The organism is Streptomyces virginiae (genome assembly GCF_040638905.1).
GTDB classification, from domain to species: domain Bacteria; phylum Actinomycetota; class Actinomycetes; order Streptomycetales; family Streptomycetaceae; genus Streptomyces; species Streptomyces virginiae_B.
This window is the reverse complement of record NZ_JBEZYV010000029.1, coordinates 37,211-59,255: the sequence shown is the minus strand read 5'-3', so window position 1 is coordinate 59,255 and position 22,045 is coordinate 37,211. Positions and strand designations below refer to the sequence as shown.

Sequence of the window (22,045 nt, the reverse complement as noted above, 5' to 3'; positions counted from 1 at the left end):
TGATCGACAAGACGCCCCCTAGGGGTGGTCGACGAGCGGGAGCAGTTCGACCGCGGGGCGGGGGCGGGTGTGCTCGCGCTGTTCGAGGCCGAAGGTGGTGAAGGCGGTGCGCGGGGGCTGGGGGTAGGCCTCTTTGCCGGTGAGGGTGTTGAGGATGGCGGCGCTGCGCCAGGCGGCGAGGCCCAGGTCGGGGGCGCCGACGCCGTGGGTGTGGCGTTCGCCGTTCTGGACGAAGATGCTGCCGCTGACGGAGGGGTCGAGGATCATCCGGTAGCGGTCGTCGATGCGGGGGCGGCCGGAGGAGTCCTTGCGCAGGTAGGGGTCGAGGCCTGCGAGGAGGCGGGTGAGGGATCGTTCCTTGTAGCCGGTGGCGAGGACGACGGCGTCGGTGATGAGGCGGGAGCGGGCGCCCTGTTCGGCGTGTTCGAGGTGGAGCTCGACCTTGGTGGTGGCGACGCGTCCGGCGGTGCGGACGGTGACTCCGGGGGTGAGGACGGCGTCGGGCCAGCCGCCGTGGAGGGTGCGGCGGTAGAGCTCGTCGTGGATGGCGGCGATGGTGGCGGTGTCGATGCCCTTGTGGAGCTGCCATTGGGCGGGGACGAGGTGGTCGCGTACGGGTTCGGGGAGGGAGTGGAAGTAGCGGGTGTAGTCGGGGGTGAAGTGTTCGAGGCCGAGCTTCGAGTACTCCATGGGGGCGAAGGAGGGGGTGCGGGCGAGCCAGGTGAGCCGTTCGCGGCCGGTGGGGCGGGCGCGGAGCAGGTCGAGGAAGACTTCGGCCCCGGACTGCCCCGAGCCGATGACGGTGACGTGTTCGGCGCCGAGGATGCGCTGGCGGTTGTCCAGGTAGTCGGCCGAGTGGATGACGGGGACGGTGGGGGCTTCGGCGAGGGGGCGCAGGGGTTCGGGGATGTGGGGGGCGGTGCCGATGCCGAGGGCGAGGTTGCGGGTGTAGGTGCGGCCGAGGGCTTCGGCTTCGCCTGCGGGGTCGAGTTGGGTGTAGTCGACTTCGAAGAGGTCGCGTTCGGGGTTCCAGCGGACGGCGTCGACCTGGTGGCCGAAGTGGAGGCCGGGGAGGCGGCCGGCGACCCAGCGGCAGTAGGCGTCGTATTCGGCGCGGTGGATGTGGAACTGCTCGGCGAAGTAGAAGGGGTAGAGCCGTTCCTTGTGCTTGAGGTAGCTGAGGAAGCTCCAGGGGCTGGCGGGGTCGGCGAGGGTGACGAGGTCGGCGAGGAAGGGGACTTGGAGGGTGGCGCCTTCGATGAGGAGTCCGGGGTGCCAGCGGAAGTCGCGGCGCTGCTCGTAGAAGACGGTGGCGAGTTCGCCCGCTCCTTGGTGGGGGAGGCCGTGGGCGAGGGCGGCGAGGGACAGGTTGGACGGTCCGATGCCGATTCCGACGAGGTCGTGGGGTGCATCGAGCTGGGCGGTCATCGGTGGGTGCTGCCTTCCAGGTGGGCGATGAGGGTGTCCAGGTCTCCCGCCGTGGTGTGCGGGTTGAGCAGGGTGGCTTTGAGCCACAGGCGGCCGTCGGCGTGGGTGCGGCCGAGGACGGCGCGGCCTTGGTGGAGGAGGGCACGGCGCTGGGTGGCGAGTTCGTCGTCGGTGGCGTGGGTGGGCCGGAAGAGGACGGTGCTGATGGTGGGTGCCGAGTGGAGTTCGAAGCCGGGGTGGGCGTCGAGTCGCTGGGCGAGGTGGTGTGCGAGTTCGCAGGTGCGGTCGATGAGGTGGGTGAGGCCGTCACGGCCGAGTGAGCGCAGGGTTGCGGCGATCTTGAGGGCGTCGGGGCGGCGGGTGGTGCGCAGGGAGCGGCCGAGGAGGTCGGGCAGTCCGGCTTCGGTGTCGTCGGGGGCGTTGAGGTAGTCGGCCTGGTGGGCGAGGGGGGCCAGGAGCGCGGTGTCGGGGACGGTGAGGAGTCCTGCGGCGACGGGCTGCCAGCCGAGTTTGTGCAGGTCGACGGTGAGGGAGTGGGCGCGGCCAAGGCCTGCGAGTTTGTGCCGGTGGCGGGGGCTGAGGGCGAGGAGTCCGCCGTAGGCGGCGTCGACGTGGAGGTCGGCGCGGTGGTGGTCGCAGAGGTCGGCGATGGCGGGGAGGGGGTCGATGAGTCCGGCGTCGGTGGTGCCGGCGGTGGCGGTGACGAGGGTGGGGCCGGGGGTGGCGGCGAGGGCTTCGGCGAGGCGGGCGGGGTCGAGGACGCCGGTGGGCGTGGGGAGTTCGGTGGCCGGGGGCAGGCCGAGGAGCCAGGCGGCGCGGGGAACGGAGTGGTGGGCGTTGGCTCCGTGCAGCACGGTGAGGCGGGGGCCGTGGCGTTCGCGGGCGAGGAGCAGGGCGAGTTGGTTGGCTTCGGTGCCGCCGGTGGTGACGAGGGCGTCGGGGTGGGGGGTGTCGTAGAACTCGGCGGCCAGGGTACGGATGAGTTCGGCTTCGAGGGTGGAGGCGGCGGGGGCCTGGTCCCAGGAGTCGAGGGAGGGGTTGAGGGCGTTGGCGGCGAGGTCCGCGGCGGCGGCGACGGCGAGCGGCGGGCAGTGCAGGTGGGCGGCGCAGAGGGGGTGGGCGGGGTCCGCGGCGCCGGCGGCGAGGGCGTGGACGAGGGTGCGCAGGGCTTCGTGGTCGCCGGTTCCGTGGTCGGGCAGTACGTCGCCCAGTGCGGCTCTGACGCGGGCGCTGACGGCGTCGGGGCCGCCGGCGGGGAGGGGGCCGCGGCGTTCGGCGGCGCCGGTGCGGAGGGCGTCGAGGACGGTGTCGAGGAGGGGGCGCAGGGCGTGGGGGCCGTGCGCTCCGCCGGCGAGCGCGGTGCCGTGCGGCGCTGTCATGGGTACTTCCGGCCGGCCGGGATGCCGGGTGCCGTGCGGCGCTGTCAACGGGACCTCCGGGGGCTGGCCGGGGTGTGCCTGGCGGCGCTGTCGTCCCGGTGCTGGCCTGGGTGCGGCGGGGGGCACCCTGCCAGTACAACGATCAGACCCGAATGGGGTAACCGCCGGGGTTTGTTCCGAATCGCCGAGGCCTGGGGGCCGGTGCCGGGGGCGGGGTGGGGCGCCGTCCGGGACTGCATGATGTATGGCGCCCCGGGCCGAGTGGCCCGTACGGGCTCCTACCGCGCAACACATCACGTTCTACGTCCCGGACAGCGCCCACCCCGCCCCCGTCACCGGCCGCGCGACCCCGGCGCCCCCGCCGGGGTCGGGGCTGGGCCCGGCCCCCGTTCCGCCGAGCCGCCACGCAGGGCTAACGGCGGATGCGGATCGCGCGCGACAGGTCGTCCAGTTGGTCGACGAGCTTGCGGCGCAGGAGCGGGATGATGCCGGGGTCGGCGAGGCAGGCCTGGCCGGCCTTGAGGTTGGCCTCGTCGACCGCGTAGACGGGGAAGGCGTAGCGGCCCGCGGCTTCGCCGATGGCGGGGCCGCGGCGGGCGCCGAGGGCGACGGCGTCGGGGTAGTAGCGGGTCACGTACTCGGCGGTGAGGTCGCTCTGTTCGGGCTGCCAGAAGCCCTGGGCGGTGGCGCTGAACAGGTAGTTGGACAGGCTGTCGTCGTTGAAGAGGCGGTTCCAGGCGGCGGCTTTGGCCTCCGGGGTGGGGAGGGCGGCGCGGCAGCGTGCGGCGCCTTCTTCTCCGGTGGCGCTGGGGTCGGCGGCGAGGGCGGCGTCGATGTCGGTCTCGCCGACGGCGCCGAGGACGGCGAGGCGGCCGAGGATGCGCCAGCGCAGTTCGGGGTCGAGTGCGGGCCCCCCGGGGACGGTGTCGTCGGCGAGCCAGGCGGCGATGGTGTCGGGCTGGGTGGCGCTGCCCACGAGAGTGCGTACGGCGGTCAGCCGCATGCCTGGCTCCGAGCCGTCCTCGGTGCGCCGCAGGAGGTCGCGGGCGATGGCGGTGAGGGTGGCGAGCGCGGCCGTGCGGTTCCCGGGGGCGAGGTAGCGGACGGCGATCTCGGTGCGGGCGAACGCGAGGACGCCCTGGACGATGGCGAGGTCGCGTTCGGCGGGCAGGTGCGCTTCGGCGGCGTTCAGGTAGTCCTGCGGGGCGAGTTCGCCGTCGCGGACCATGTCGCGCAGGCAGTTCCAGACGACGGCGCGGGTGAGGGCTTCGGGGATGCCGGAGAGGCCGCGCAGGACCGTTTCGAGGGAGGTTCCGTCGAGGCGGATCTTGGCGTAGGTGAGGTCGGCGTCGTTGAGGAGGAGCAGTGCGGGGCGTGCGCCGCTCGTCGAGACCACCTCGTCGGAGGGGACGTCGAGGTCGAAGAGTTCGCGCAGTTCCAGGTTGCGGCTGTCCACGGGGTCGCGGTCGTAGACGCCGACGGCGATGTGGTGGGGGCGGCTGCCGTCGCGGTCGACGGTGAGGGTCCAGCCGGCGGTGCCTTCGGGAGCGTCCTCGATGCGCGGGGTGAGGGTGTCGATGCCGGTGGTGCGCAGCCATGCGTCGGCCCAGCCGCGGACGTCGCGTTCGGTGTGGGCGGCGAGGGAGTCGATGAAGTCGGCGAGGGAGGCGTTGGCGAACCTGTGGCGGGCGAAGTGGGTGTTGATGCCGGCCAGGAAGTCCTTCTCGCCGAGCCAGGCAACGAGTTGGCGCAGGGCGGAGGCGCCCTTGGCGTAGGAGATGCCGTCGAAGTTGAGGAGCGCGGAGGCGGTGTCGGGGACGTCTTCGGGGGCGACGGGGTGGGTGGAGGGGCGCTGGTCCGCTTCGTAGCCCCAGGGTTTGCGGGTGACGCCGAAGGCGGTCCAGGTGTCGGTGAAGCGGGTGGCTTCGGTGAGGGTCTGGTAGCCCATGTATTCGGCGAAGGACTCGTTGAGCCAGATGTCGGCGAACCAGGCGAGGGTGACGAGGTCGCCGAACCACATGTGGGCCATCTCGTGGGCGATGACCATGGCGCGGGACTCGCGTTCGGTGTCCGTGACGGCGGAGCGGTAGATGAATTCGTCGCGGAAGGTGACGAGGCCGGGGTTCTCCATGGCGCCGGCGTTGAATTCCGGGACGAAGGCCTGGTCGTAGGAGTCGAAGGGGTAGGGCTCGGTGAACTTGACCTGGTAGCGGTCGAAACAGGCCGTGGTGATGGAGAGGATCTCGTCGGCGTCGGCGTCCATGTGGGGCGCGAGGGACTGGCGGCAGTGGATGCCGAAGGGCAGGCCGGCGTGTTCGGTGGTCACGCTGTGCCAGGGGCCTGCGGCGACGGCGGCGAGGTAGGTGGAGATGACGGGTGTGGGGGCGGACTGCCAGATGCCGGCCCCGTCGGTGTCGCGGTCGGCGAGGCGGGTGGTGACGCCGTTGGCGAGGACGGTCCAGTGCGCGGGGACGGTCACGGTGAACTGGAAGACGGCCTTGAGGTCGGGCTGGTCGAAGGCGGCCAGGACGCGCTGGACGTCGTCGAGGAACATCTGACTGTAGACGTAGGTCTCGCCGTCGGCGGGGTCGGTGAAGCGGTGCAGGCCTTCGCCGGTGCGGGAGTAGCGCATGCGGGCGTGGACGCGCAGCTCGTGGTCGCCCGGCGCGAGGGCGAGCGGGAGGCGGTTGTCGTCGAGGGTCGCCGGATCGAGGGGGTGGCCGTCGAGGGTGGCGGAGCGCAGTTCTTCGGGCTTCAGCTCCACGAAGGTCTCGCCGGCGGAGCGGGCGGTGAACCGGATGGTGGTGGTGGAGTCGAAGGTGTCGTCGCCGGTGGTGAGGTCGAGGCCGACGACGTAGTCGTGGACGTCGAGGAGCTGGGCTCGGAGCTGCGCTTCGTTGCGCGTCAGTGCGGACATGGGGCCCATGCTGCCCCAGTGGGCGGCCGGACCCCGAGCGTCTACTCTTCGCCGGCGGCGATCGTCTCGTGGTGGCGGATGACCTCGGCGATGATGAAGTTGAGGAGCTTCTCGGCGAAGGCGGGATCGAGCTTGGCGTTCTCGGCGAGCTGGCGGAGCCGGGCGATCTGGCTGGCCTCGCGGCCCGGGTCGGCGGGGGGCAGCTGGTGGCGTGCCTTGAGGTGGCCGACCTGCTGGGTGCACTTGAAGCGCTCGGCGAGCATGTGGACCACGGCCGCGTCGATGTTGTCGATGCTGTCCCGCAGGCGGGCGAGCTCGGCGGTGACGCTCTCGTCGATGCCGTCGGCGGCGGGGCCCTGGCCGTTGCCCGTGCCGTTGTCGAGGTCGCTGATGTTCATGGTTCCCGAGAATACGTGGCGCGGGCCCGCAGGTCGCGGGGGTAGTCGGCCTGTGAGACGGCGGCCGGGTCACCGGGGTGGGACCGCGGTGGCGGCCGGCCGCCTTCCGGGCCGGGGCCTGCGGTGAGGTGGCCGCCGCGGGCCTTTCGGGAGGGCAGGAGGCGGAACCAGGGAGCGGCGTGCGGGTAGGTGCGGGCCCAGAACGTCGAGGGGGTCACCGGTCGCTCCCGGCTCTGCCGATGGCCCCCGGGCTCCGGCCCGGACCCGGTGCGGTGACCGTCGCGGCGGTGCGGGCGCCCGTGTGGGCCCGCCCTGCGGCGGGCCGCTGCGCCGCGGCTGCCCGGGGCTCCGCCCCGAACTCCGCGCCTGGCACGCCGGCGGGGCCGGCTCCGGCCGGGCGCGGCGCGGGGTGGTGCGGGATGCGGTCACGCCGTTGTGGCGGCCGGGCCGCCCGCCCGGGCCATGCGGCCATCCCGACGCCGGGTGGGTCGTGACGGACGTGGGAGGGAGACGTAGAGCTCGCCGGCGATCTCGGCGTTGGTCATGCCGCGGGCGAGGCGGCGTACGACGTCGCGTCCGCCGGTGGGAGGAGGGAGCCGCCGACGGCTGCCGCCCGTACGGCTTCAACCAGCGTGGCCGGGTCTGCGTCCTTGAGGGGAGCCGGCTGCTTCGCCGTGGAGCGCCGCGCGGACGTACTCGTCGAGGCCGAAGGTGGTGACGATGACGATGCGTGGCCGGTCGCTGGCGGACAGGCGCCGGGTGGTCTCGGAGCCGTCGAGTCCCGGCATGCGGATGACGGGGAGCAGGACGTCGGGGCGATGCTCGGCGACGGCTGCGGGGGCTGGCCTCTCCGTCGACGCCGTCGGCGAGGACCTCGATGTCCGACCGGCTTTCGAGGATCGTCCGGAAGCCGGTTGCGATCATCTCCCGGTCGTCCGCGACGACCGCGCTGATCGCCGTGCGCCGCCTGCCCCGCGTCGCCCGCTGCCTCAGGTTCCCTCCCGTGGGACCGGCGCGTGGGTCGGCCCGCAACCGCACGGCGGGCCGGCGGGGAGGGTGCCGCGGGGCCCGGGCGGCGGCGGTGGCGGTGGTGGGTGCGCCTCGTCCTCCCGGCCGGTTCGTGCCGGGCCGGGAGGACGAGGGTGGGTGCGGGTGGGGGCTACAGGGTGGCCGCGGCGCTCTTGATCTGGGCGGCGAAGGTGGAGACCTCGGTGTAGACGCCCGGGTAGTCGGGGCGGGCGCAGCCGATGCCCCAGCTGACGATGCCGACCTGGATCCAGGCTCCGGCGTTGTCGCGGCGGAACATGGGGCCGCCGGAGTCGCCCTGGCAGGTGTCGACGCCGCCCTGGTCGATGAAGCCGGCGCAGATCTCCTCGCCGGGGACGAGGTCGCTGTAGGCGGCGTTGCAGGCGGCGTCGGAGACGAAGGGGACGGTGGCCTTCATGAGGTAGCGCTGCTGCCCGCCGCCCTCGCGGGTGGCGCCCCAGCCGGCGACGGTGAAGGTGCCGTTGTCGTAGTCCTTGGTCTCGGCGATTTTGAGGGTGGGCAGGTTGATGGGCTTGGCGAGCTTGATCAGGGCCCAGTCCTTGCCGGTGCCGTTGTAGCCGGGCGCGCGCAGGACCTTGGTGGACTTGACCTTGATGGCGCTGGAGCTGTTGAGGTCGACGACTCCGGCCGTGGCGGTGATGGAGGTGTTGTTGCCGGAGCCGTTCACGCAGTGGGCGGCGGTGAGGACGATCTGCTGGGTGTAGAGGGCGCCGCCGCAGCCCATGGAGAGGCGCACCATGAAGGGGAACTCGCCCTGGGCGGCTCGGGTGCCGCCGACGACGGGTGCGGTGCCGGCGGTGGCGGTGCCGGGCTGGAGGCTGACGGCCGCGAGGGCGACGGCGCCGACGGCGAGGGTGCGCTTCATGAATCGCACGAGGCTGGACACAGTCAACACACTGCCTTTCGTGGGGGGTTGGGCCGTGCGTGTCATCGGGGAATGACGGGTCCATGACACAACAGGAGCACGGCGGCCAACAAGAACGCAGTTTCGGCCAACTCCCCCCAGCGCGACAGGGATTGCGGTAAGGAGCACCCGATGAAGGAGAACGGCGGGCGGGAAGGGATCATCGAGCACGGATTTCCGCACCTCGCGACCGTGCGCGCCTCGATCACCGCGCTCTTCCGGCGCCTGTCGGCCGACGGGGTCCGCGCCTACGCCACGAGCTTCTCCCCCGCCGACGCGGCCTTCGACGCCTCCGACGACCTGCACCTGGGTGCGCAGCGGGTGGCCTCGGCGATGGTGCGCGCGCTACGGCTGCCCGATGCGCGGATGGTGGTCGCCTTCCGGCCGATGGAGGAGGCGGCCACGGTGGAACTGGCCGCGGGGCCCGAGTACTTCGTCGAGGTCAACGACCGTTTCCGCACCCGCCGGCGGGACCTGGCGGCGGCCCTGTCGCACGAGGTCGCCCATGTGCTGCTGCACCGGCTGGAACTCGCCTTCCCCGATCCGGCGGAGAACGAGATCCTCACCGACACCGCCGCCGCCTACCTGGGGGCGGGCTGGCTGCTGCTCGACGCCTACCGGGAGGACGCGCTCACCCACCAGAGGTTCGGCTACCTGACGCCGGAGGAGTTCGGCTACGTCCTCGCCAAGCGGGCGGCGCTGTTCGGCGAGGACCCGTCCCCGTGGTTCACCAGCCCGCAGGCGTACGAGGCCTACGTGCGCGGGAGCGCGCTGGCGGCCCGGGACCACCGCCGGGCTCCGCTCGCCGCCGCCGGCCCGGGGGCGCGGCGGCGGTACGCGAGGGCGCGGCGCACCGGGGCCACCCCGGCGGACGGGTCGGCGTACCGCTTCGAGCGCGAAGGGTCCGGCGCGGGGCTGCGCGTCAGTTTCCCGTGCCCCGTGTGCGAGCAGCGGGTGCGGGTGCCGGTGCGCGGACGGCTGCGGGCGCGATGCGGACTGTGCCGCTCGCTGCTCGACTGCGACACGTAGTCCCGGTCCGCCCGCATATGGCTTGATCATTCACCGGTCGGTCGCGAAAAGTTTCCTACCGGCCAGTAGACATGGGTGCGGTTCTCGCCAACTCTGGTCACGTCCATGCCAATTCGTGACCGAGGAGCGCCCCCCATGCGCAGTTCCCGCCGCATCCGCACGCCCCGTACCGCCGCCGTCGGCGTGGCCGCAGCGGCCGCCGTCCTGACGCTCGTTCCGGCCACCGCGGCCCAGGCGGCCCCCGTCGCCGCGCCCGCGCCCGTCTCCGCACCGGCGACCACGCCCGCGTCCGCGTACGCGTCCGCCTCCGCGCCGGGCGGGAACGCGGCGATACTCGGCATCGACTACGCCACCTGGCAGCGGGAGGTGGCCGCCGCCGTCGACGCGGCGCGTCCGGCCATCGAGCAGCGCATCGCGAACTCGCCCGCCGGCGAAAAGCCGGCCCTCGTCCTCGACATCGACAACACCTCGCTGGAGACGGACTTCCACTGGTTCTGGACCTACCCGACCCCCGCGATCACCAAGGTGCGCGCACTGACCCAGTACGCCCACGCGCGCGGCGTCGCCGTCTTCTTCGTCACGGCCCGCCCGGGGATCATCCACTCCCTGACCGAGTACAACCTCAAGGCCGTCGGCTACCCGGTGTCCGGGCTCTACGTCCGCGACCTGCCCGACCTCTTCGAGGAGGTCAGCACCTACAAGACGGCCAAGCGCGCGGAGATCGAGGCGCGCGGCTACACGATCATCGCGAACATCGGGAACAGCCCGACCGACCTGGTCGGCGGCCACGCCGAGCGCACCGTGAAGCTCCCGGACTACAACGGCCAGCTCTCCTGACGCACCCGCGGGGAGGGTACGGCTCCCCCTCGCGCGCGGCCTTCGAGCGGCCTTCGCGTGATGTCACGTGACTTCGCGCACAACAGATGGCCCGACCGCGGTTCAGCGGGTGGACCCAGCGGGTAGTCATACCTCAACGCACCGACGAAGACTCGGGCCCGACCCCTCGCCAGGGGGCCGGGCCCGCTTCCGTTCCCGGCTTCCGCAGGCGCGGCGGGCCCGTCCGGCCCGTGCCGACCGGTCGCGGACCCGCCCCGCGCCGCCTTTCTGCAGCGACCGGCCGGAAAGGGGTCGCCGAGGCCGACGAAGGGCAGGCCCTGCCGGTCCTGCGCGCCTTCCTCCACTCCTGGGGGGCGGGGGCAGGGTCACGCACGGTGTGCCGGTCGGCTGCCGGGGGGCGAGCAGGCGGCTCGGCGGCGCGCCGGGCTCGCCCAAGTAGGCGTTCGCCTGCCTCCTGCCGCACCCGGGCCGCGGCCCGTTCACCCTGCTCCCGGACCGGACTCCGGGCCCGACCGGCGCGGCGCGAAGGGCGGCCCCGGCGACGCCGCCCCCGCCGCACCGGAGCGGCAGCCGGCTGCGGCCTGAGCCGGGGGCCGGCTCCCCCACCCTCACCGCGGCAGTGGACCCGGCCCTGGAGAAGCCCGGCCCGGAGCAACCGGCCACCCCCAGGGCGTGTCCGCAAAGTGGCGCCGGCCGCCCGAAGGGCGGGCCCCGGCGTCCGGTGCCATGGACTCTCCCCGGGCCCGCAGGGCCGAGGGGAAGCCCCGAAGGGCCGAGGGCCGCCCGAGTACCGGACCCACCCCGGCGCGCCCGACACCGCGGCAAGGCACGCTGCCGGGCCCCGCCGGCCAGGCGGGACTTGGACGACACGAGCTAGCGCGAGCCGTACACCGGTAGCGGGGGGTCGGCCGCGGCCAGGAGCTTGACCGCCGCCTCGCCCGCCTCCGCGGGAGTCCACCTCGCGCCGCGGTCCGCCGTGGGGCCCGGCCGCCAGCCCTCCATGACGGTGATCCGGCCGCCTTCGGCCTCGAAGACCCGTCCGGTGACCCCGGCCGAAGCGTCCGCGCCGAGCCACACCACGAGCGGTGACACGTTCTGGGGTGCCATGGCGTCGAAGCCGCCGCCCTCGGGAGCGGCCATGGTCTGCGCGAAGGCCTGTTCCGTCATGCGCGTCCGCGCGGCCGGGGCGATGGCGTTGACCTGGACCCCGTACCGGCCCATCTCGGCCGCCGCGACCAGCGTCAGGCCGAGGATGCCCGCCTTGGCGGCGCTGTAGTTGCCCTGCCCGACGGACCCCAGCAGGCCCGCCCCGGAGGAGGTGTTGACGACCCGGGCGGCCACCGGGCGGCCGGCCTTCGCCTCCGCCCGCCACCACGCGGCCGCCGACCGCAGCGGCAGGAAGTGCCCCTTCAGATGGACCCGCACGACCGCGTCCCAGTCGTCCTCGTCCAGGTTCACCAGCATCCGGTCCCGCAGGAACCCCGCGTTGTTGACCAGCGTGTCGAGGCGGCCGAAGGCGTCGACGGCGGCCCGCACCAGGGAGTCCGCACCCTGCGCTGTCGCGATGTCCCCGCCGTGCGCCACGGCTTCGCCGCCGAGGTCCTCGATCTCCCGGACCACCTGCGCCGCCGGGCTCTCCGGTCCGGGCAGCCCGTCCAGCCCCACGCCCAGGTCGTTGACGACGACCTTCGCCCCTTCCGCGGCGAAGCCCAGCGCATGGGCCCGGCCCAGCCCCCGCCCCGCGCCCGTCACGATCACGACCCGGCCCTCGCACAGTCCCGCCATCTCAGCCCTCCTTGTTGACAGTTGCCGCATCCAGGAACGCCGGGCGCTCCCCGCCGCCGTGCACCAGCAGGCCGGCCCCGCTCACGTACCGCGCCCGGTCGGAGGCGAGGAAGACCGCCGCGTCGCCCACGTCGGCCGGTTCGGCGAGCCGCCCCAGTGGGACGGTCGCGCCGACCGCTTCGATCCCGGCCGCGTCGCCGTAGTGCAGGTGCGCGAGTTCGGTCCGCACCATGCCGAGGACCAGCGAGTTCACCCGTATCTCGGGTGCCCACTCGACGGCCATGGACCGGGCCAGGTTCTCCAGGCCCGCCTTGGCCGCCCCGTACGCCGCCGTCCCCGGCGAGGGGCGGGTCCCGCTGACGCTGCCGATCATCACCACCGAGCCGCGGCTCCGCTTCAGCCAGGGGCGGGCTGCCAGGGAGGCCGTCATCGGGGCGACGAGGTTGAGTTCGACGACCCGTGCGTGGCGTTCGGCGTCGCCTTCGCCGAGGAGGCGGTACGGGGTCCCGCCTGCGTTGTTGACCAGGCAGTCGAGCCGCCCGTACCGCCCGGCGACCGTGTCGAAGAAGTCCCGTACGGCGCCCGTGTCTCGCAGGTCGAGCGCGGTGAAGGACGCCTCGCGGCCGCCCGCCGACACCGGCCGGTCGGGGGGCCTGCGTGCGCAGACGGCGACCTCCGCGCCGGCCGCGAGGAACGACCGGGCGATCCCGGCGCCGACGCCCCTGGTTCCGCCGGTGACGACGACAACCCTCCCGTCGAGCTCCATCGGCTGCTACCTTCCTCACCTAACAAATGTTTGGTGGAAAGGTAGCTGATCCTCTCATGGGTGTCTCCACCTCCGGCCCGGACAAGGGCGTCGCACTGGTCACGGTCGACTTCCCGCCCGTCAACGCGCTGCCCGTGCAGGGCTGGTACGACCTGGCCGACGCCCTGCGGACCGCGGGGCGGGACCCCGGGGTCCGGTGCGTGGTCCTCGCCGCCGAGGGCCGCGGCTTCAACGCGGGCGTCGACATCAAGGAGATGCAGCGCGACACCGGCCACGCGACCCTCATCGGCGCCAACCGGGGCTGCTACGAGGCGTTCGCCGCCGTCTACGAGTGCGAGGTGCCCGTCGTCGCGGCCGTGAACGGGTTCTGCCTGGGCGGCGGCATCGGCCTGGTCGGCAACGCCGACGCGATCGTCGCCTCCGACGACGCCGTCTTCGGTCTGCCCGAGCTCGACCGGGGCGCCCTGGGCGCCGCCACCCATCTGGCCCGGCTGGTCCCCCAGCATCTGATGCGCGCCCTCTACTACACCTCGCGCACCGTGACCGCCGCCGAACTGCACGCCCACGGCTCGGTCTGGAAGGTGGTCCCGCCCGAGGCACTGCGCGGCGCCGCCCTGGAGCTGGCCGCCGAGATCGCGACGAAGGACGGCTGCCTGATCCGCCTCGCGAAGGCGGCCATCAACGGGATCGACCCCGTGGACGTGCGCCGCAGCTACCGCTTCGAGCAGGGCTTCACCTTCGAGGCCAACCTCAGCGGGGTGGCCGACCGGGTCCGCGACACCTTCGGGAAGGGAGAGCGCGCATGAGCGACAAGACCATGACGGTCGAAGAGGTGGTCGGGCAGCTGCGCAGCGGGATGACCCTCGGGATCGGCGGCTGGGGGTCCCGGCGCAAGCCCATGGCCCTGATCAGAGCGCTGCTCCGGTCCGAGATCACCGATCTCACCGTGATCTCGTACGGTGGCCCCGACGTCGGCCTGCTGGCGGCCGCGGGCCGGATCCGCCGGCTCGTCGCCCCCTTCGCCACCCTCGACTCCATCGCGCTGGAGCCGCATTTCCGGGCCGCCCGCGAACGGGCCGCCTTCGCGCTCACCGAGTACGACGAGGCCATGTTCATGTGGGGCCTGCACGCCGCTGCCAACCGGCTGCCCTTCCTCCCGGTCCGCGCCGGCCTCGGCTCCGACGTGATGCGGGTCAACCCGGAACTGCGCACGGTCACCTCGCCCTACGACGACGGCGAGGAGCTCGTCGCCGTCCCCGCCCTGCGCATGGACGCCGCCCTGGTCCACCTCAACCGCGCCGACCGCCTCGGCAACGCCCAGTACCTGGGCCCGGATCCGTACTTCGACGACCTGTTCTGCGAGGCCGCCGACGCCGCCTACGTCTCCTGCGAGCAGCTCGTCGGGACCGCCGAGCTCACCAAGGCCGGCCCCCCGCAGTCCCTCGTGGTCAGCCGGCACTCCGTCACCGGAGTGGTGGAGACCCCGAACGGCGCGCACTTCACCTCCTGCGCCCCCGACTACGGCCGGGACGAGGCCTTCCAGAAGCTCTACGCGCGCACCCCCTGGCCCGAGTTCTCGGAACGGTTCCTGTCCGGGGCGGGCGAGCACGACTACCAGTCGACCGTCCGGGCCTGGCACGAGGAGCAGCAGTGACCACGACGACCGCCGGCTCCGCCACCTCCGCCACCCGTGCCGAGTACTGCGTGATCGCGTGCGCCGAGGCATGGCGCGGCGACGGCGAGGTGCTCGCCAGCCCGATGGGCCTGGTCCCCTCCTTCGGGGCCCGGCTCGCGAAGCGGACCTTCTCCCCCGACCTGCTGCTGACGGACGGCGAGGCCATGCTCGTCGGGCTCGACGGCACGCCCGAGGGCTGGCTCCCCTACCGGCGCCACCTGACCATGGTCACCGGCGGCAGGCGGCACGTGATGATGGGCGCGAGCCAGATCGACCGGTTCGGCAACCAGAACATCTCCTGCATCGGCGACTGGGAGCGGCCGGCCCGCCAGCTGCTCGGCGTGCGCGGGGCGCCGGTCAACACCCTCAACCATCCCGTGAGTTACTGGATCCCCAAGCACTCGACGCGGGTCTTCGTCGAGCGCGTCGACATGGTCAGCGGCGTCGGCTACGACCGCGCCGCCGAGGCGGGGGTGACCCGTTTCCACCGGCTGCCCCGGGTGGTCAGCGATCTGGGCGTCTTCGACTTCGCCGGCCCCGGGAACGCGATGCGGCTGGCTTCCCTGCACCCCGGGGTCACCGTCGAGCAGGTCCGGGCGGCGACCGGCTTCGAGCTGGCGCTGCCCGAGGAGGTCCCGTACACGCGGGAGCCGACCGAGGCGGAACTGCGGCTGATCCGCGAGGTCATCGACCCCAAGGGTCTGCGCGACCGGGAAGTGCGGGGCTGATCCGTGGAGACGGCGTTCACGAGACTGGTCGGGGTCGAACACCCCATCGTGCAGACGGGCATGGGCTGGGTCGCCGGCCCCCGCCTGGTGTCGGCCGCGGCGCGCGCCGGCGCCCTGGGCGTCCTGGCCTCCGCGACGATGACCACGGACCAGCTGCGGGCGGCGGTCCACGAGGTGCGGTCCCGCGTCCCGGAGGGGACCCCCTTCGGCGTCAACCTGCGTGCGGACGCCGGGGACGCGCCCGAGCGGGTCCGGCTGATCATCGACGAGGGGGTCCGGGTCGCGTCCTTCGCCCTTGCGCCCTCCAGGGAGCTGATCGGCCGGCTGAAGGATGCGGGTGTGGTCGTCATCCCGTCGGTCGGGGCGCGGCGGCACGCCGAGAAGGTGGCCGCCTGGGGCGCCGATGCGGTGATCGTGCAGGGCGGCGAGGGCGGCGGTCACACCGGTGACGTGGCCACGACGGTGCTGCTGCCCCAGGTGGTGGACGCGGTGGACATCCCGGTCGTCGCGGCGGGCGGCTTCAGTGACGGCCGCGGCCTGGTCGCGGCCCTGGCGTACGGGGCGGCGGCCATCGCCATGGGCACCCGGTTCCTGCTGACCTCGGACTCGACCGTGCCGGACGCGGTGAAGGCCGAGTACCTGAAGGCGACGGTCCGGGACGTCACCGTGACCACGGCCGTCGACGGGCTCCCGCACCGCATGCTCCGTACGGAGCTGGTCGACTCCCTGGAGCGCGCCGGCCGTACCCGGGCGCTGGTCCGGGCGGTCCGGCACGCGGCGGGCTTCCGGAAGGTGTCCGGTCTGAGCTGGCCGCAGATGGTCCGCGACGGCCTGGCGATGAAACACGGCAAGGAGCTGTCCTGGAGCCAGGTCCTGCTCGCCGCGAACACTCCGATGCTCCTCAAGGCGTCCATGGTCGAGGGCCGTACGGACCTCGGCGTCATGGCATCGGGCCAGGTCGCGGGGGTGATCGACGATCTCCCGTCCTGCGCGGAGCTCGTCCGTCGTGTCATGGCCGAGGCCCACACCGTGCTGGACCGTCTGCACGGGCCCGACGGACCGCAGTCGCTCGACGCCCTGCCACCACCAGGGTGATCCCCCTTCTCCGTCACAGGAGTCGCCCCCATGAGCCGTGTCAGAATCCGCAGAGCGGCCGCGGCGGCCGTCGCCGCCCTCGCCCTCACCACCCTGCCGACCGCCGCGCACGCGGCGGCACCCGGAGCCGGGGTCAGCGCCCGGCACCATCACCAGCAGCAGCAAGCTGAAACGATTCGTCAGATCGTCCTCCAGGGCGCGGTCAACGTCCGCGACCTGGGCGGCTACCGCACCTGGACCGGTGGCCAGGTCCGCCACGGGCTCGTCTACCGCTCCGACGCCCTGGGCAAGCTGACCGACGCGGACGTCACCACCGTCTCCGGTCTCGGCCTCACGAAGGTCGTCGACTTCCGCATCCCGACGGAGGTCCAGTACGACGGCGCCGACCGGCTGCCATCCGGACTCTCCCCGACCGCACGCCCGGTCAGCGACCTCGGCCTCTACGGGACGCTCGTCGCAGCGATCGGCAGCGGGGACCCGGTCGCGCAGGAGCAGATGCTCGGCGGGGGCCGCGCCGAGGCCTACATGCGCGACATCTACCGCACCTTCGTGACCAGCCCCGAGAACCGGGCGCAGTTCGCGGCGACCCTGCGGGAGCTCGCGGACGGCCGGCAGGGTCCGGTCCTGTACCACTGCACGTCCGGCAAGGACCGGACGGGCTGGATGAGTTACGTGCTGCTGCGCGCCCTCGCCGTCCCCGAGGACACCGCCGAGCGCGACTACCTGGCGTCGAACACCTTCCGCGCCGCCTACGACGCCAGGGTGCGGGCGGGCCTGAAGCAGTCGGGGCGGATGCAGAACCCGGACCTGCTGATCCCGCTCCAAGAGGTACGCCAGGACTACCTGGACTCGGCAACGGCGCAACTGGAGGCCGACTACGGCAGCTTCTACGGCTACCTGACCCAGGGCCTCGGCCTGGACCTGCGAGCGCTGGCGAAACTCCAGAGCAAGCTGGTCCGCTAGCGGAAACAGCGGAAACCGCGGAAACGGCGAAGCCGGGCAGCGCGTGGTGCGCTGCCCGGCTTCGCCGTGCGTACGGGTGGGGCCGGTACGGGTCAGACCGCGCGGCGGCGGCCCTGGCCGCCGGTGCCGACCCGGCTGCGGGCGGAGGCCGCCGCGGCGCCGCCGCCGGAGCCGACCGCGCCGCGTCGGCCGCGCTCGCCGGATCCGGTGGCCGAGCCGCCCTGGCCGCCCTGGCCGCCGCGACGGGCCTGGCCCGAACCGGAGCCCGTAGGGGCCTGCCCGGATCCAGCGCCGGAACGGCGTCCGCGGCCGCCGGCCGCCGGGGCGCCGGCGGTGACGGTGGCGGTGGTGGCGCGGCCGCCGCCCGAACCCGAGCGGCGGCGCGAGCCGGAGCCCGAACCGGAGCCGGACCCGCTGCGCGCCTTCGGCGCGGGCTGCTGCGGAACCTCCAGCACCACCGGGATGCCCGAGGGCTCCTTGGCGCCGGTCAGCCGGGCCAGCTCCTGGTCGGAGGACTTGATCTGCGCGGTGCGCGGGGAGATCCCGGCGTCCGACATCAGCCGGGTCATGTCCCGCTTCTGGTCGGGCAGGACGAGGGTGACCACGCTGCCGGACTCGCCGGCCCGGGCGGTACGGCCGCCGCGGTGCAGGTAGTCCTTGTGGTCGCTGGGCGGGTCGATGTTGACGACCAGGTCGAGGTCGTCGATGTGGATGCCGCGCGCGGCGACGTTCGTCGCGATCAGCGCGGTGACCTCGCCCGTCTTGAACCAGTCCAGGGTGCGGTTGCGCTGCGGCTGCGAGCGGCCGCCGTGCAGGCCGGAGGCGCGCACGCCGTCGGCGAGGAGCTTCTTGACCATGCGGTCCACACCGCGCTTGGTGTCCACGAACATGATCACCCGGCCGTCGCGAGCGGCTATACGCGTCGCCACGGCCTTCTTGTCGGTCTCGTCCATGACGTACAGGACGTGGTGCTCCATGGTGGTGACCGCGCCGGCCGACGGGTCGACGGAGTGGCCGACCGGGTCGGTCAGGAACATCTTGACGAGCTTGTCGATGTTCTTGTCGAGGGTGGCCGAGAAGAGCATGGTCTGGCCGCCGGGCGCGACCTGCTTGAGCAGCGCGGTGACCTGCGGCATGAAGCCCATGTCGGTCATCTGGTCGGCCTCGTCCAGGACGGTGATCGACACCTGCGAGAGGTCCGCGTCACCGCGGTCGATGAGGTCCTTCAGACGGCCGGGGGTGGCGACGAGCACCTCGGCGCCGCGGCGCAGGGCGCCCGACTGCCGGTTGATCGACATGCCGCCGACGACGGTGGCGATGCGCAGGTTGACGGCCGTGGCGTACGGGGCCAGGGAGTCGGTCACCTGCTGCGCGAGCTCGCGGGTCGGTACGAGGACCATCGCGAGCGGTGCCTTCGGCTGCGCCCGGCGGCCGGCGGTACGGGCCAGCAGCGCCAGGCCGAAGGCCAGCGTCTTGCCGGAGCCGGTGCGGCCGCGGCCGAGGAGGTCGCGTCCGGCGAGCGAGTTCGGCAGGGTCGCGGCCTGGATGGGGAACGGCTCGGTGACGCCCTGGGCGGCGAGGGTCTTCAGCAGCGCCTCGGGCATGCCCATGTCCTCGAACGCGGCGACCGCCGGCAGCGCCGGGACGGCCGGCTCGGGCATGGTGAATTCCTGGGGCCGGGGGGCGGGGGCGGACTTCTGCCGTCCCGCACCAGCCTTCGGACGCCCCTGGGCCGCTCCTCGTCCCCGGGTGGGGCGGCGGCTGGGTCGTGCGGAGCTGGAGCTGGTCATGCGAGAAAGCCCTCCTGAAACCGGCAGGTAAAACAAAGTTCGAGACAGCAGACAAGCCGGGGCCCGCACCTCTCGGTGCGGACCCCGGCATGCTGAAGGAATTAGGCGGGGAGGATGTTCTCCGCCTGGGGGCCCTTCTGGCCCTGCGTCACGTCGAAGGACACGCGCTGGCCCTCGGTGAGCTCACGGAAGCCCTGGGTGGCGATGTTCGAGTAGTGGGCGAAGACGTCCGGACCGCCACCGTCCTGCTCGATGAAGCCGAAGCCCTTTTCCGAGTTGAACCACTTCACGGTGCCAAGTGCCATTTTAAATCTCCTGAATAGGCGGCAAAGGGCCCCATCCGGAGATTCCGGCAAAAAAACAATAAAAGCGCCTGAGGAACATTCCCGTCAGGCGCACATAAAGTTCATGGGTACCACAACTGCAACGGCCACTAAGCTAGCACATCTTGGCCCCGGCGTGCAGACGGGCGGGTGTGACCTACACCCCCGCGCTACGGGAATGCCCTGGAACGCGCGGTGTGTCCGGGGCGGGCGGCGCGTCCGCCACCCGCCCCGGACACGGACTACAGGCGTTCGATGATCGTCACGTTGGCCTGGCCGCCGCCCTCGCACATCGTCTGGAGGCCGTAGCGGCCGCCCGTGCGTTCCAGCTCGTGCAGGAGCGTCGTCATCAGCTTGACGCCGGTCGCGCCGAGCGGGTGGCCGAGGGCGATGGCGCCGCCGTTGACGTTGACGCGTTCGGGGTCGGCGCCGGTCTCCTTCAGCCAGGCCAGGACCACCGGGGCGAACGCCTCGTTGATCTCCACCAGGTCGATGTCGGCCAGGGCCATGCCGGTCTTCTTCAGGGCGTACGCCGTCGCCGGGACGGGCGCGGAGAGCATGCGGATGGGGTCCTCGCCCCGTACCGACAGGTGGTGGATGCGGGCCCGCGGCCGCAGGCCGTGCTCGTGGACGGCGCGCTCGGAGGCGATCAGCAGGGCCGCGGCGCCGTCGGACACCTGGGAGGAGACCGCGGCGGTGATGGTGCCGCCCTCCACGACGGGCTTCAGCGCCGCCATCTTCTCCAGGGTGGTGTCCCGGCGCGGTCCCTCGTCCACGGCCACGTCCCCGTAGGCCACGGTCTCGCGGGCGAAGCGGCCCTCGTCGATCGCGCGTACCGCCCTCTGGTGGGAGCGGAGCGCGAACTCCTCCATCTCGCGGCGCGAGATCCCCCACTTCTGGGCGATGAGCTGGGCACCGTGGAACTGGTTGACCGGTGCGTCGCCGTACCGGGCGCGCCAGCCGGCGGATCCCGCGTAGGGGCCCTCGGTGAGGCCGAGGGGTTCGGCCGCCTGCCGTGAGGCGAAGGCGATCGGGATCATCGACATGTTCTGGGTACCGCCGGCGACCACGAGGTCCTGGGTGCCGGAGAGCACGCCCTGAGCGGCGAAGTGCACGGCCTGCTGGGAGGAGCCGCACTGGCGGTCGACGGTGACGCCGGGGACCTCTTCGGGCAGGCCGGCGGCGAGCCAGGCCGTGCGTGCGATGTCCCCGGCCTGCGGGCCGACCGTGTCGAGGCAGCCGAAGACCACGTCCTCCACGGCGGCCGGGTCCACACCGGACCGTTCGACGAGTTCCTTGAGGACGTGCGCGCCGAGGTCGGCCGGGTGGACGGCGGACAGGCCGCCTCCGCGCCGCCCGACGGGGCTCCGTACGGCGTCGACTATGTAGGCCTCGGGCATGTCGGGACTCCTCGGACGGTCGGATCTGTCATGTGGGGCGCAGGGCGATCCCGTCCAGGACCATCGACAGGTACTGGCGGGCGATCTCGTCGGGGCTGTGCTGCCCGCCCGGCCGGTACCAGGACGCCGCCACCCACACCGTGTCGCGCACGAAGCGGTAGGTGAGGCGGATGTCGAGGTCGGCCCGGAAGGCCTTGGCGGCGACCCCCCGTTCCAGCGTCCCCAGCCAGGCCTTCTCGAACTTCTGCTGCGAGTCGGACAGGTAGTGGAAGCGGGGCTGGGCGGAGAGGGTGCGGGATTCCTTCTGGTAGATCGCGACGGCGGCGCGGTGCCGGTCGATCTCGCGGAAGGACTCGGTGACGAGGGCCTCGATGGTCTCCCTGGGGCCGAGTCCGGCGGCGAGGACGGCGTCGTAGCCCTCCCACAGCTCGGTCAGGAAGGCGGAGAGGATCTCGTCGAGCATCGATTCCTTGGAATCGAAGTGGTAGTAGAGGCTGCCGGCGAGCATCCCGGCCGCGTCGGCGATCTTGCGGACCGTGGTGGCGTTGTAGCCCTGCGCGGCGAAGACCTCGGCCGCGGTGTCGAGGAGCTCGCGGCGCCGCTCGGGCGAGGACGTCACCTGCGGCTTCTTCTTCGCTGTCGGCTTGGCTTCGCGCTGGGCTTCCGGCTCGGTGTCCGGCTTGTTCGTGGGCACGCGCCCATTGTCGGACACCCCCTCACGGGTGCTGACTGCTGACGGACACCGTCTCGCCCGTCATGTACGACGAATAGCCGCTGGCCAGGAAGACGATGACGTTGGCGACCTCCCAGGGCTCGGCGTGCCGGCCGAAGGCCTCGCGGGCGGTGAGTTCGGCCAGGAGTTCCTCGCTGGTGACCTTCACCAGGTGGGGGTGCATGGCCAGGCTCGGCGCCACCGCGTTGACCCGTACGCCGAAGTCCGCGGCCTCCAGGGCCGCGCAGCGGGTGAGCGCCATGACCCCGGCCTTGGCCGCGGCGTAGTGGGCCTGGCCGGTCTGGGCGCGCCAGCCGATGACGGAGGCGTTGTTGACGACGACTCCGCCCGCCCCGGAGGCCTTGAAGGAGCGCAGTGCGGCGCGGGTGCAGCGGAAGGTGCCGTTCAGGGTGACGTCGAGGACGCGGGTCCACTGTTCGTCGGTCATGTCGACGAGGGCGGCGGTGCCGCCGAGTCCGGCGTTGTTGACGACGATGTCGAGGCTGCCGTGGGTCTGCTCGGCGAGCGCGAAAAGGGCCCTCACCTGGGCCTCGTCGGTGACGTCGCAGGGCAGGGAAGTGACGCGGCCGGCCCCGAACTCGGCCGTGAGCGCGTCCTCGGTCTCCTTCAGCCGGCGGGCGTGCGCGTCGCCGATGACGATGCGGGCGCCCTCCTCCAGGAAGCGGCGGGCGGTGGCCCCGCCGATCCCGGCGCCCGCGGCGGCGGTGATGACGGCGGTGCGGTCCTGCAGCAGGTGGTGGCCGGCGGTGTACCGGGGCTCGTTCATGCGAACTCCTCGACGCTGCTCATCGCCGTACGATAACCTACCAAACACTTGTTAGGGAAGTGGCGGCGTACGGCGTTCCAGG

The 22,045-nt window shown here is 72.9% G+C and carries 20 protein-coding genes; 7 read left to right on the top strand and 13 right to left on the bottom strand.

Annotated elements, in window-relative coordinates; translation table 11 throughout:
- Positions 1-18 precede the first annotated feature (18 nt).
- From AB0F82_RS29525 to AB0F82_RS29500, 6 genes are all read right to left on the bottom strand, one after another.
- On the bottom strand, positions 19-1,428 hold the full coding sequence (locus AB0F82_RS29525; protein ID WP_362632737.1) for a lysine N(6)-hydroxylase/L-ornithine N(5)-oxygenase family protein: 1,410 nt from the start codon (positions 1,426-1,428) through the stop codon (positions 19-21).
- Entirely contained in the window at positions 1,425-2,807 is a 1,383-nt protein-coding gene (locus AB0F82_RS29520) for a pyridoxal phosphate-dependent decarboxylase family protein (RefSeq protein ID WP_362632735.1), read from the bottom strand. Before AB0F82_RS29520 ends, AB0F82_RS29525 begins: the two co-directional genes overlap by 4 nt.
- A gap of 412 nt (positions 2,808-3,219) precedes the next feature.
- On the bottom strand, positions 3,220-5,733 hold the full coding sequence (gene pepN / locus AB0F82_RS29515) for an aminopeptidase N (RefSeq protein ID WP_362632733.1): 2,514 nt from the start codon (positions 5,731-5,733) through the stop codon (positions 3,220-3,222).
- A gap of 32 nt (positions 5,734-5,765) precedes the next feature.
- Positions 5,766-6,122 carry a chorismate mutase gene (locus AB0F82_RS29510; protein ID WP_356812111.1) on the bottom strand — a complete coding sequence of 119 codons (357 nt, stop codon included), beginning with the start codon at positions 6,120-6,122 and terminating at the stop codon, positions 5,766-5,768.
- Between the two features lie 623 nt (positions 6,123-6,745).
- Entirely contained in the window at positions 6,746-6,928 is a 183-nt protein-coding gene (locus tag AB0F82_RS29505; protein WP_362632788.1) for a hypothetical protein, read from the bottom strand.
- 353 nt (positions 6,929-7,281) lie between these two features.
- The gene (locus AB0F82_RS29500) at positions 7,282-8,034 is read right to left on the bottom strand and encodes a S1 family peptidase (RefSeq protein ID WP_362632731.1); all 753 of its coding nucleotides are present in this window, start codon (positions 8,032-8,034) and stop codon (positions 7,282-7,284) included.
- Positions 8,035-8,205: 171 nt separating this feature from the next.
- On the opposite strand from AB0F82_RS29500, the gene AB0F82_RS29495 reads away from it, so the two are divergent.
- Both AB0F82_RS29495 and AB0F82_RS29490 read left to right on the top strand, forming a co-directional pair.
- Positions 8,206-9,102 carry a hypothetical protein gene (locus AB0F82_RS29495; RefSeq protein ID WP_362632729.1) on the top strand — a complete coding sequence of 299 codons (897 nt, stop codon included), beginning with the start codon at positions 8,206-8,208 and terminating at the stop codon, positions 9,100-9,102.
- A 135-nt stretch (positions 9,103-9,237) separates the two neighbouring features.
- The gene (locus tag AB0F82_RS29490; protein WP_362632727.1) at positions 9,238-9,939 is read left to right on the top strand and encodes an HAD family acid phosphatase; all 702 of its coding nucleotides are present in this window, start codon (positions 9,238-9,240) and stop codon (positions 9,937-9,939) included.
- Positions 9,940-10,812: 873 nt separating this feature from the next.
- On the opposite strand, the gene AB0F82_RS29485 is transcribed toward AB0F82_RS29490, so the two are convergent.
- Together AB0F82_RS29485 and AB0F82_RS29480 are read right to left on the bottom strand one after the other, a co-directional pair.
- Positions 10,813-11,724 carry an SDR family oxidoreductase gene (locus AB0F82_RS29485; protein WP_362632725.1) on the bottom strand — a complete coding sequence of 304 codons (912 nt, stop codon included), beginning with the start codon at positions 11,722-11,724 and terminating at the stop codon, positions 10,813-10,815.
- A gap of 1 nt (position 11,725) precedes the next feature.
- Entirely contained in the window at positions 11,726-12,490 is a 765-nt protein-coding gene (locus AB0F82_RS29480) for an SDR family oxidoreductase (RefSeq protein WP_362632723.1), read from the bottom strand.
- A 56-nt stretch (positions 12,491-12,546) separates the two neighbouring features.
- Here AB0F82_RS29480 and AB0F82_RS29475 point away from each other — a divergent pair, with 56 nt between their 5' ends.
- The 5 genes from AB0F82_RS29475 to AB0F82_RS29455 are packed head-to-tail and all read left to right on the top strand — an operon-like array spanning position 12,547 to position 16,951.
- The gene (locus AB0F82_RS29475) at positions 12,547-13,296 is read left to right on the top strand and encodes an enoyl-CoA hydratase family protein (protein WP_362632721.1); all 750 of its coding nucleotides are present in this window, start codon (positions 12,547-12,549) and stop codon (positions 13,294-13,296) included.
- Positions 13,293-14,144 carry a CoA transferase subunit A gene (locus tag AB0F82_RS29470; protein WP_362632719.1) on the top strand — a complete coding sequence of 284 codons (852 nt, stop codon included), beginning with the start codon at positions 13,293-13,295 and terminating at the stop codon, positions 14,142-14,144. Before AB0F82_RS29475 ends, AB0F82_RS29470 begins: the two co-directional genes overlap by 4 nt.
- Positions 14,141-14,893: a CoA-transferase subunit beta gene (locus AB0F82_RS29465; RefSeq protein WP_362632718.1), complete on the top strand. Its 753-nt coding sequence runs from the start codon at positions 14,141-14,143 to the stop codon at positions 14,891-14,893. The genes AB0F82_RS29470 and AB0F82_RS29465 overlap by 4 nt, the downstream gene beginning before the upstream one ends.
- 3 nt (positions 14,894-14,896) lie before the next feature.
- A complete protein-coding gene (locus tag AB0F82_RS29460; protein WP_362632717.1) occupies positions 14,897-15,988 on the top strand; it encodes an NAD(P)H-dependent flavin oxidoreductase in 1,092 nt (363 codons plus the stop codon).
- A gap of 30 nt (positions 15,989-16,018) precedes the next feature.
- Positions 16,019-16,951, top strand: a complete 933-nt coding sequence (locus tag AB0F82_RS29455) for a tyrosine-protein phosphatase (RefSeq protein WP_362632715.1) — start codon at positions 16,019-16,021, stop codon at positions 16,949-16,951.
- Positions 16,952-17,043: 92 nt separating this feature from the next.
- Here the strand turns inward: AB0F82_RS29455 and AB0F82_RS29450 are convergent, their stop codons facing one another.
- The 5 genes from AB0F82_RS29450 to AB0F82_RS29430 all read right to left on the bottom strand — a co-directional run bounded on the left by AB0F82_RS29450 (position 17,044) and on the right by AB0F82_RS29430 (position 21,963).
- Positions 17,044-18,741 carry a DEAD/DEAH box helicase gene (locus tag AB0F82_RS29450; RefSeq protein WP_436842184.1) on the bottom strand — a complete coding sequence of 566 codons (1,698 nt, stop codon included), beginning with the start codon at positions 18,739-18,741 and terminating at the stop codon, positions 17,044-17,046.
- A gap of 101 nt (positions 18,742-18,842) precedes the next feature.
- Positions 18,843-19,046 (bottom strand): cold-shock protein, encoded by a 204-nt coding sequence (locus AB0F82_RS29445; protein ID WP_008743912.1) that lies wholly within the window; start codon positions 19,044-19,046, stop codon positions 18,843-18,845.
- 260 nt (positions 19,047-19,306) lie between these two features.
- Complete coding sequence (locus AB0F82_RS29440; protein ID WP_362632710.1) at positions 19,307-20,464, bottom strand: acetyl-CoA C-acetyltransferase; 1,158 nt, start codon at positions 20,462-20,464, stop codon at positions 19,307-19,309.
- 28 nt (positions 20,465-20,492) lie between these two features.
- Complete coding sequence (locus tag AB0F82_RS29435) at positions 20,493-21,158, bottom strand: TetR/AcrR family transcriptional regulator (protein WP_390075015.1); 666 nt, start codon at positions 21,156-21,158, stop codon at positions 20,493-20,495.
- Positions 21,159-21,180: 22 nt separating this feature from the next.
- The gene (locus AB0F82_RS29430; RefSeq protein ID WP_356812097.1) at positions 21,181-21,963 is read right to left on the bottom strand and encodes an SDR family oxidoreductase; all 783 of its coding nucleotides are present in this window, start codon (positions 21,961-21,963) and stop codon (positions 21,181-21,183) included.
- Positions 21,964-22,045 lie beyond the last annotated feature (82 nt).

Coding starts and splice junctions, on each gene's coding strand:
- AB0F82_RS29475 (WP_362632721.1), top strand. CDS start 12,547: ATGGGTGTCTCCACCTCCGGCCCGGACAAGGGCGTCGCACTGGTCACG.
- AB0F82_RS29520 (WP_362632735.1), bottom strand. CDS start 2,807: ATGACAGCGCCGCACGGCACCGCGCTCGCCGGCGGAGCGCACGGCCCC.
- AB0F82_RS29495 (WP_362632729.1), top strand. CDS start 8,206: ATGAAGGAGAACGGCGGGCGGGAAGGGATCATCGAGCACGGATTTCCG.
- AB0F82_RS29470 (WP_362632719.1), top strand. CDS start 13,293: ATGAGCGACAAGACCATGACGGTCGAAGAGGTGGTCGGGCAGCTGCGC.
- AB0F82_RS29450 (WP_436842184.1), bottom strand. CDS start 18,741: ATGACCAGCTCCAGCTCCGCACGACCCAGCCGCCGCCCCACCCGGGGA.
- AB0F82_RS29440 (WP_362632710.1), bottom strand. CDS start 20,464: ATGCCCGAGGCCTACATAGTCGACGCCGTACGGAGCCCCGTCGGGCGG.
- AB0F82_RS29525 (WP_362632737.1), bottom strand. CDS start 1,428: ATGACCGCCCAGCTCGATGCACCCCACGACCTCGTCGGAATCGGCATC.
- pepN (WP_362632733.1), bottom strand. CDS start 5,733: ATGGGCCCCATGTCCGCACTGACGCGCAACGAAGCGCAGCTCCGAGCC.
- AB0F82_RS29455 (WP_362632715.1), top strand. CDS start 16,019: ATGAGCCGTGTCAGAATCCGCAGAGCGGCCGCGGCGGCCGTCGCCGCC.
- AB0F82_RS29500 (WP_362632731.1), bottom strand. CDS start 8,034: ATGAAGCGCACCCTCGCCGTCGGCGCCGTCGCCCTCGCGGCCGTCAGC.
- AB0F82_RS29485 (WP_362632725.1), bottom strand. CDS start 11,724: ATGGCGGGACTGTGCGAGGGCCGGGTCGTGATCGTGACGGGCGCGGGG.
- AB0F82_RS29490 (WP_362632727.1), top strand. CDS start 9,238: ATGCGCAGTTCCCGCCGCATCCGCACGCCCCGTACCGCCGCCGTCGGC.
- AB0F82_RS29445 (WP_008743912.1), bottom strand. CDS start 19,046: ATGGCACTTGGCACCGTGAAGTGGTTCAACTCGGAAAAGGGCTTCGGC.
- AB0F82_RS29480 (WP_362632723.1), bottom strand. CDS start 12,490: ATGGAGCTCGACGGGAGGGTTGTCGTCGTCACCGGCGGAACCAGGGGC.
- AB0F82_RS29510 (WP_356812111.1), bottom strand. CDS start 6,122: ATGAACATCAGCGACCTCGACAACGGCACGGGCAACGGCCAGGGCCCC.
- AB0F82_RS29430 (WP_356812097.1), bottom strand. CDS start 21,963: ATGAACGAGCCCCGGTACACCGCCGGCCACCACCTGCTGCAGGACCGC.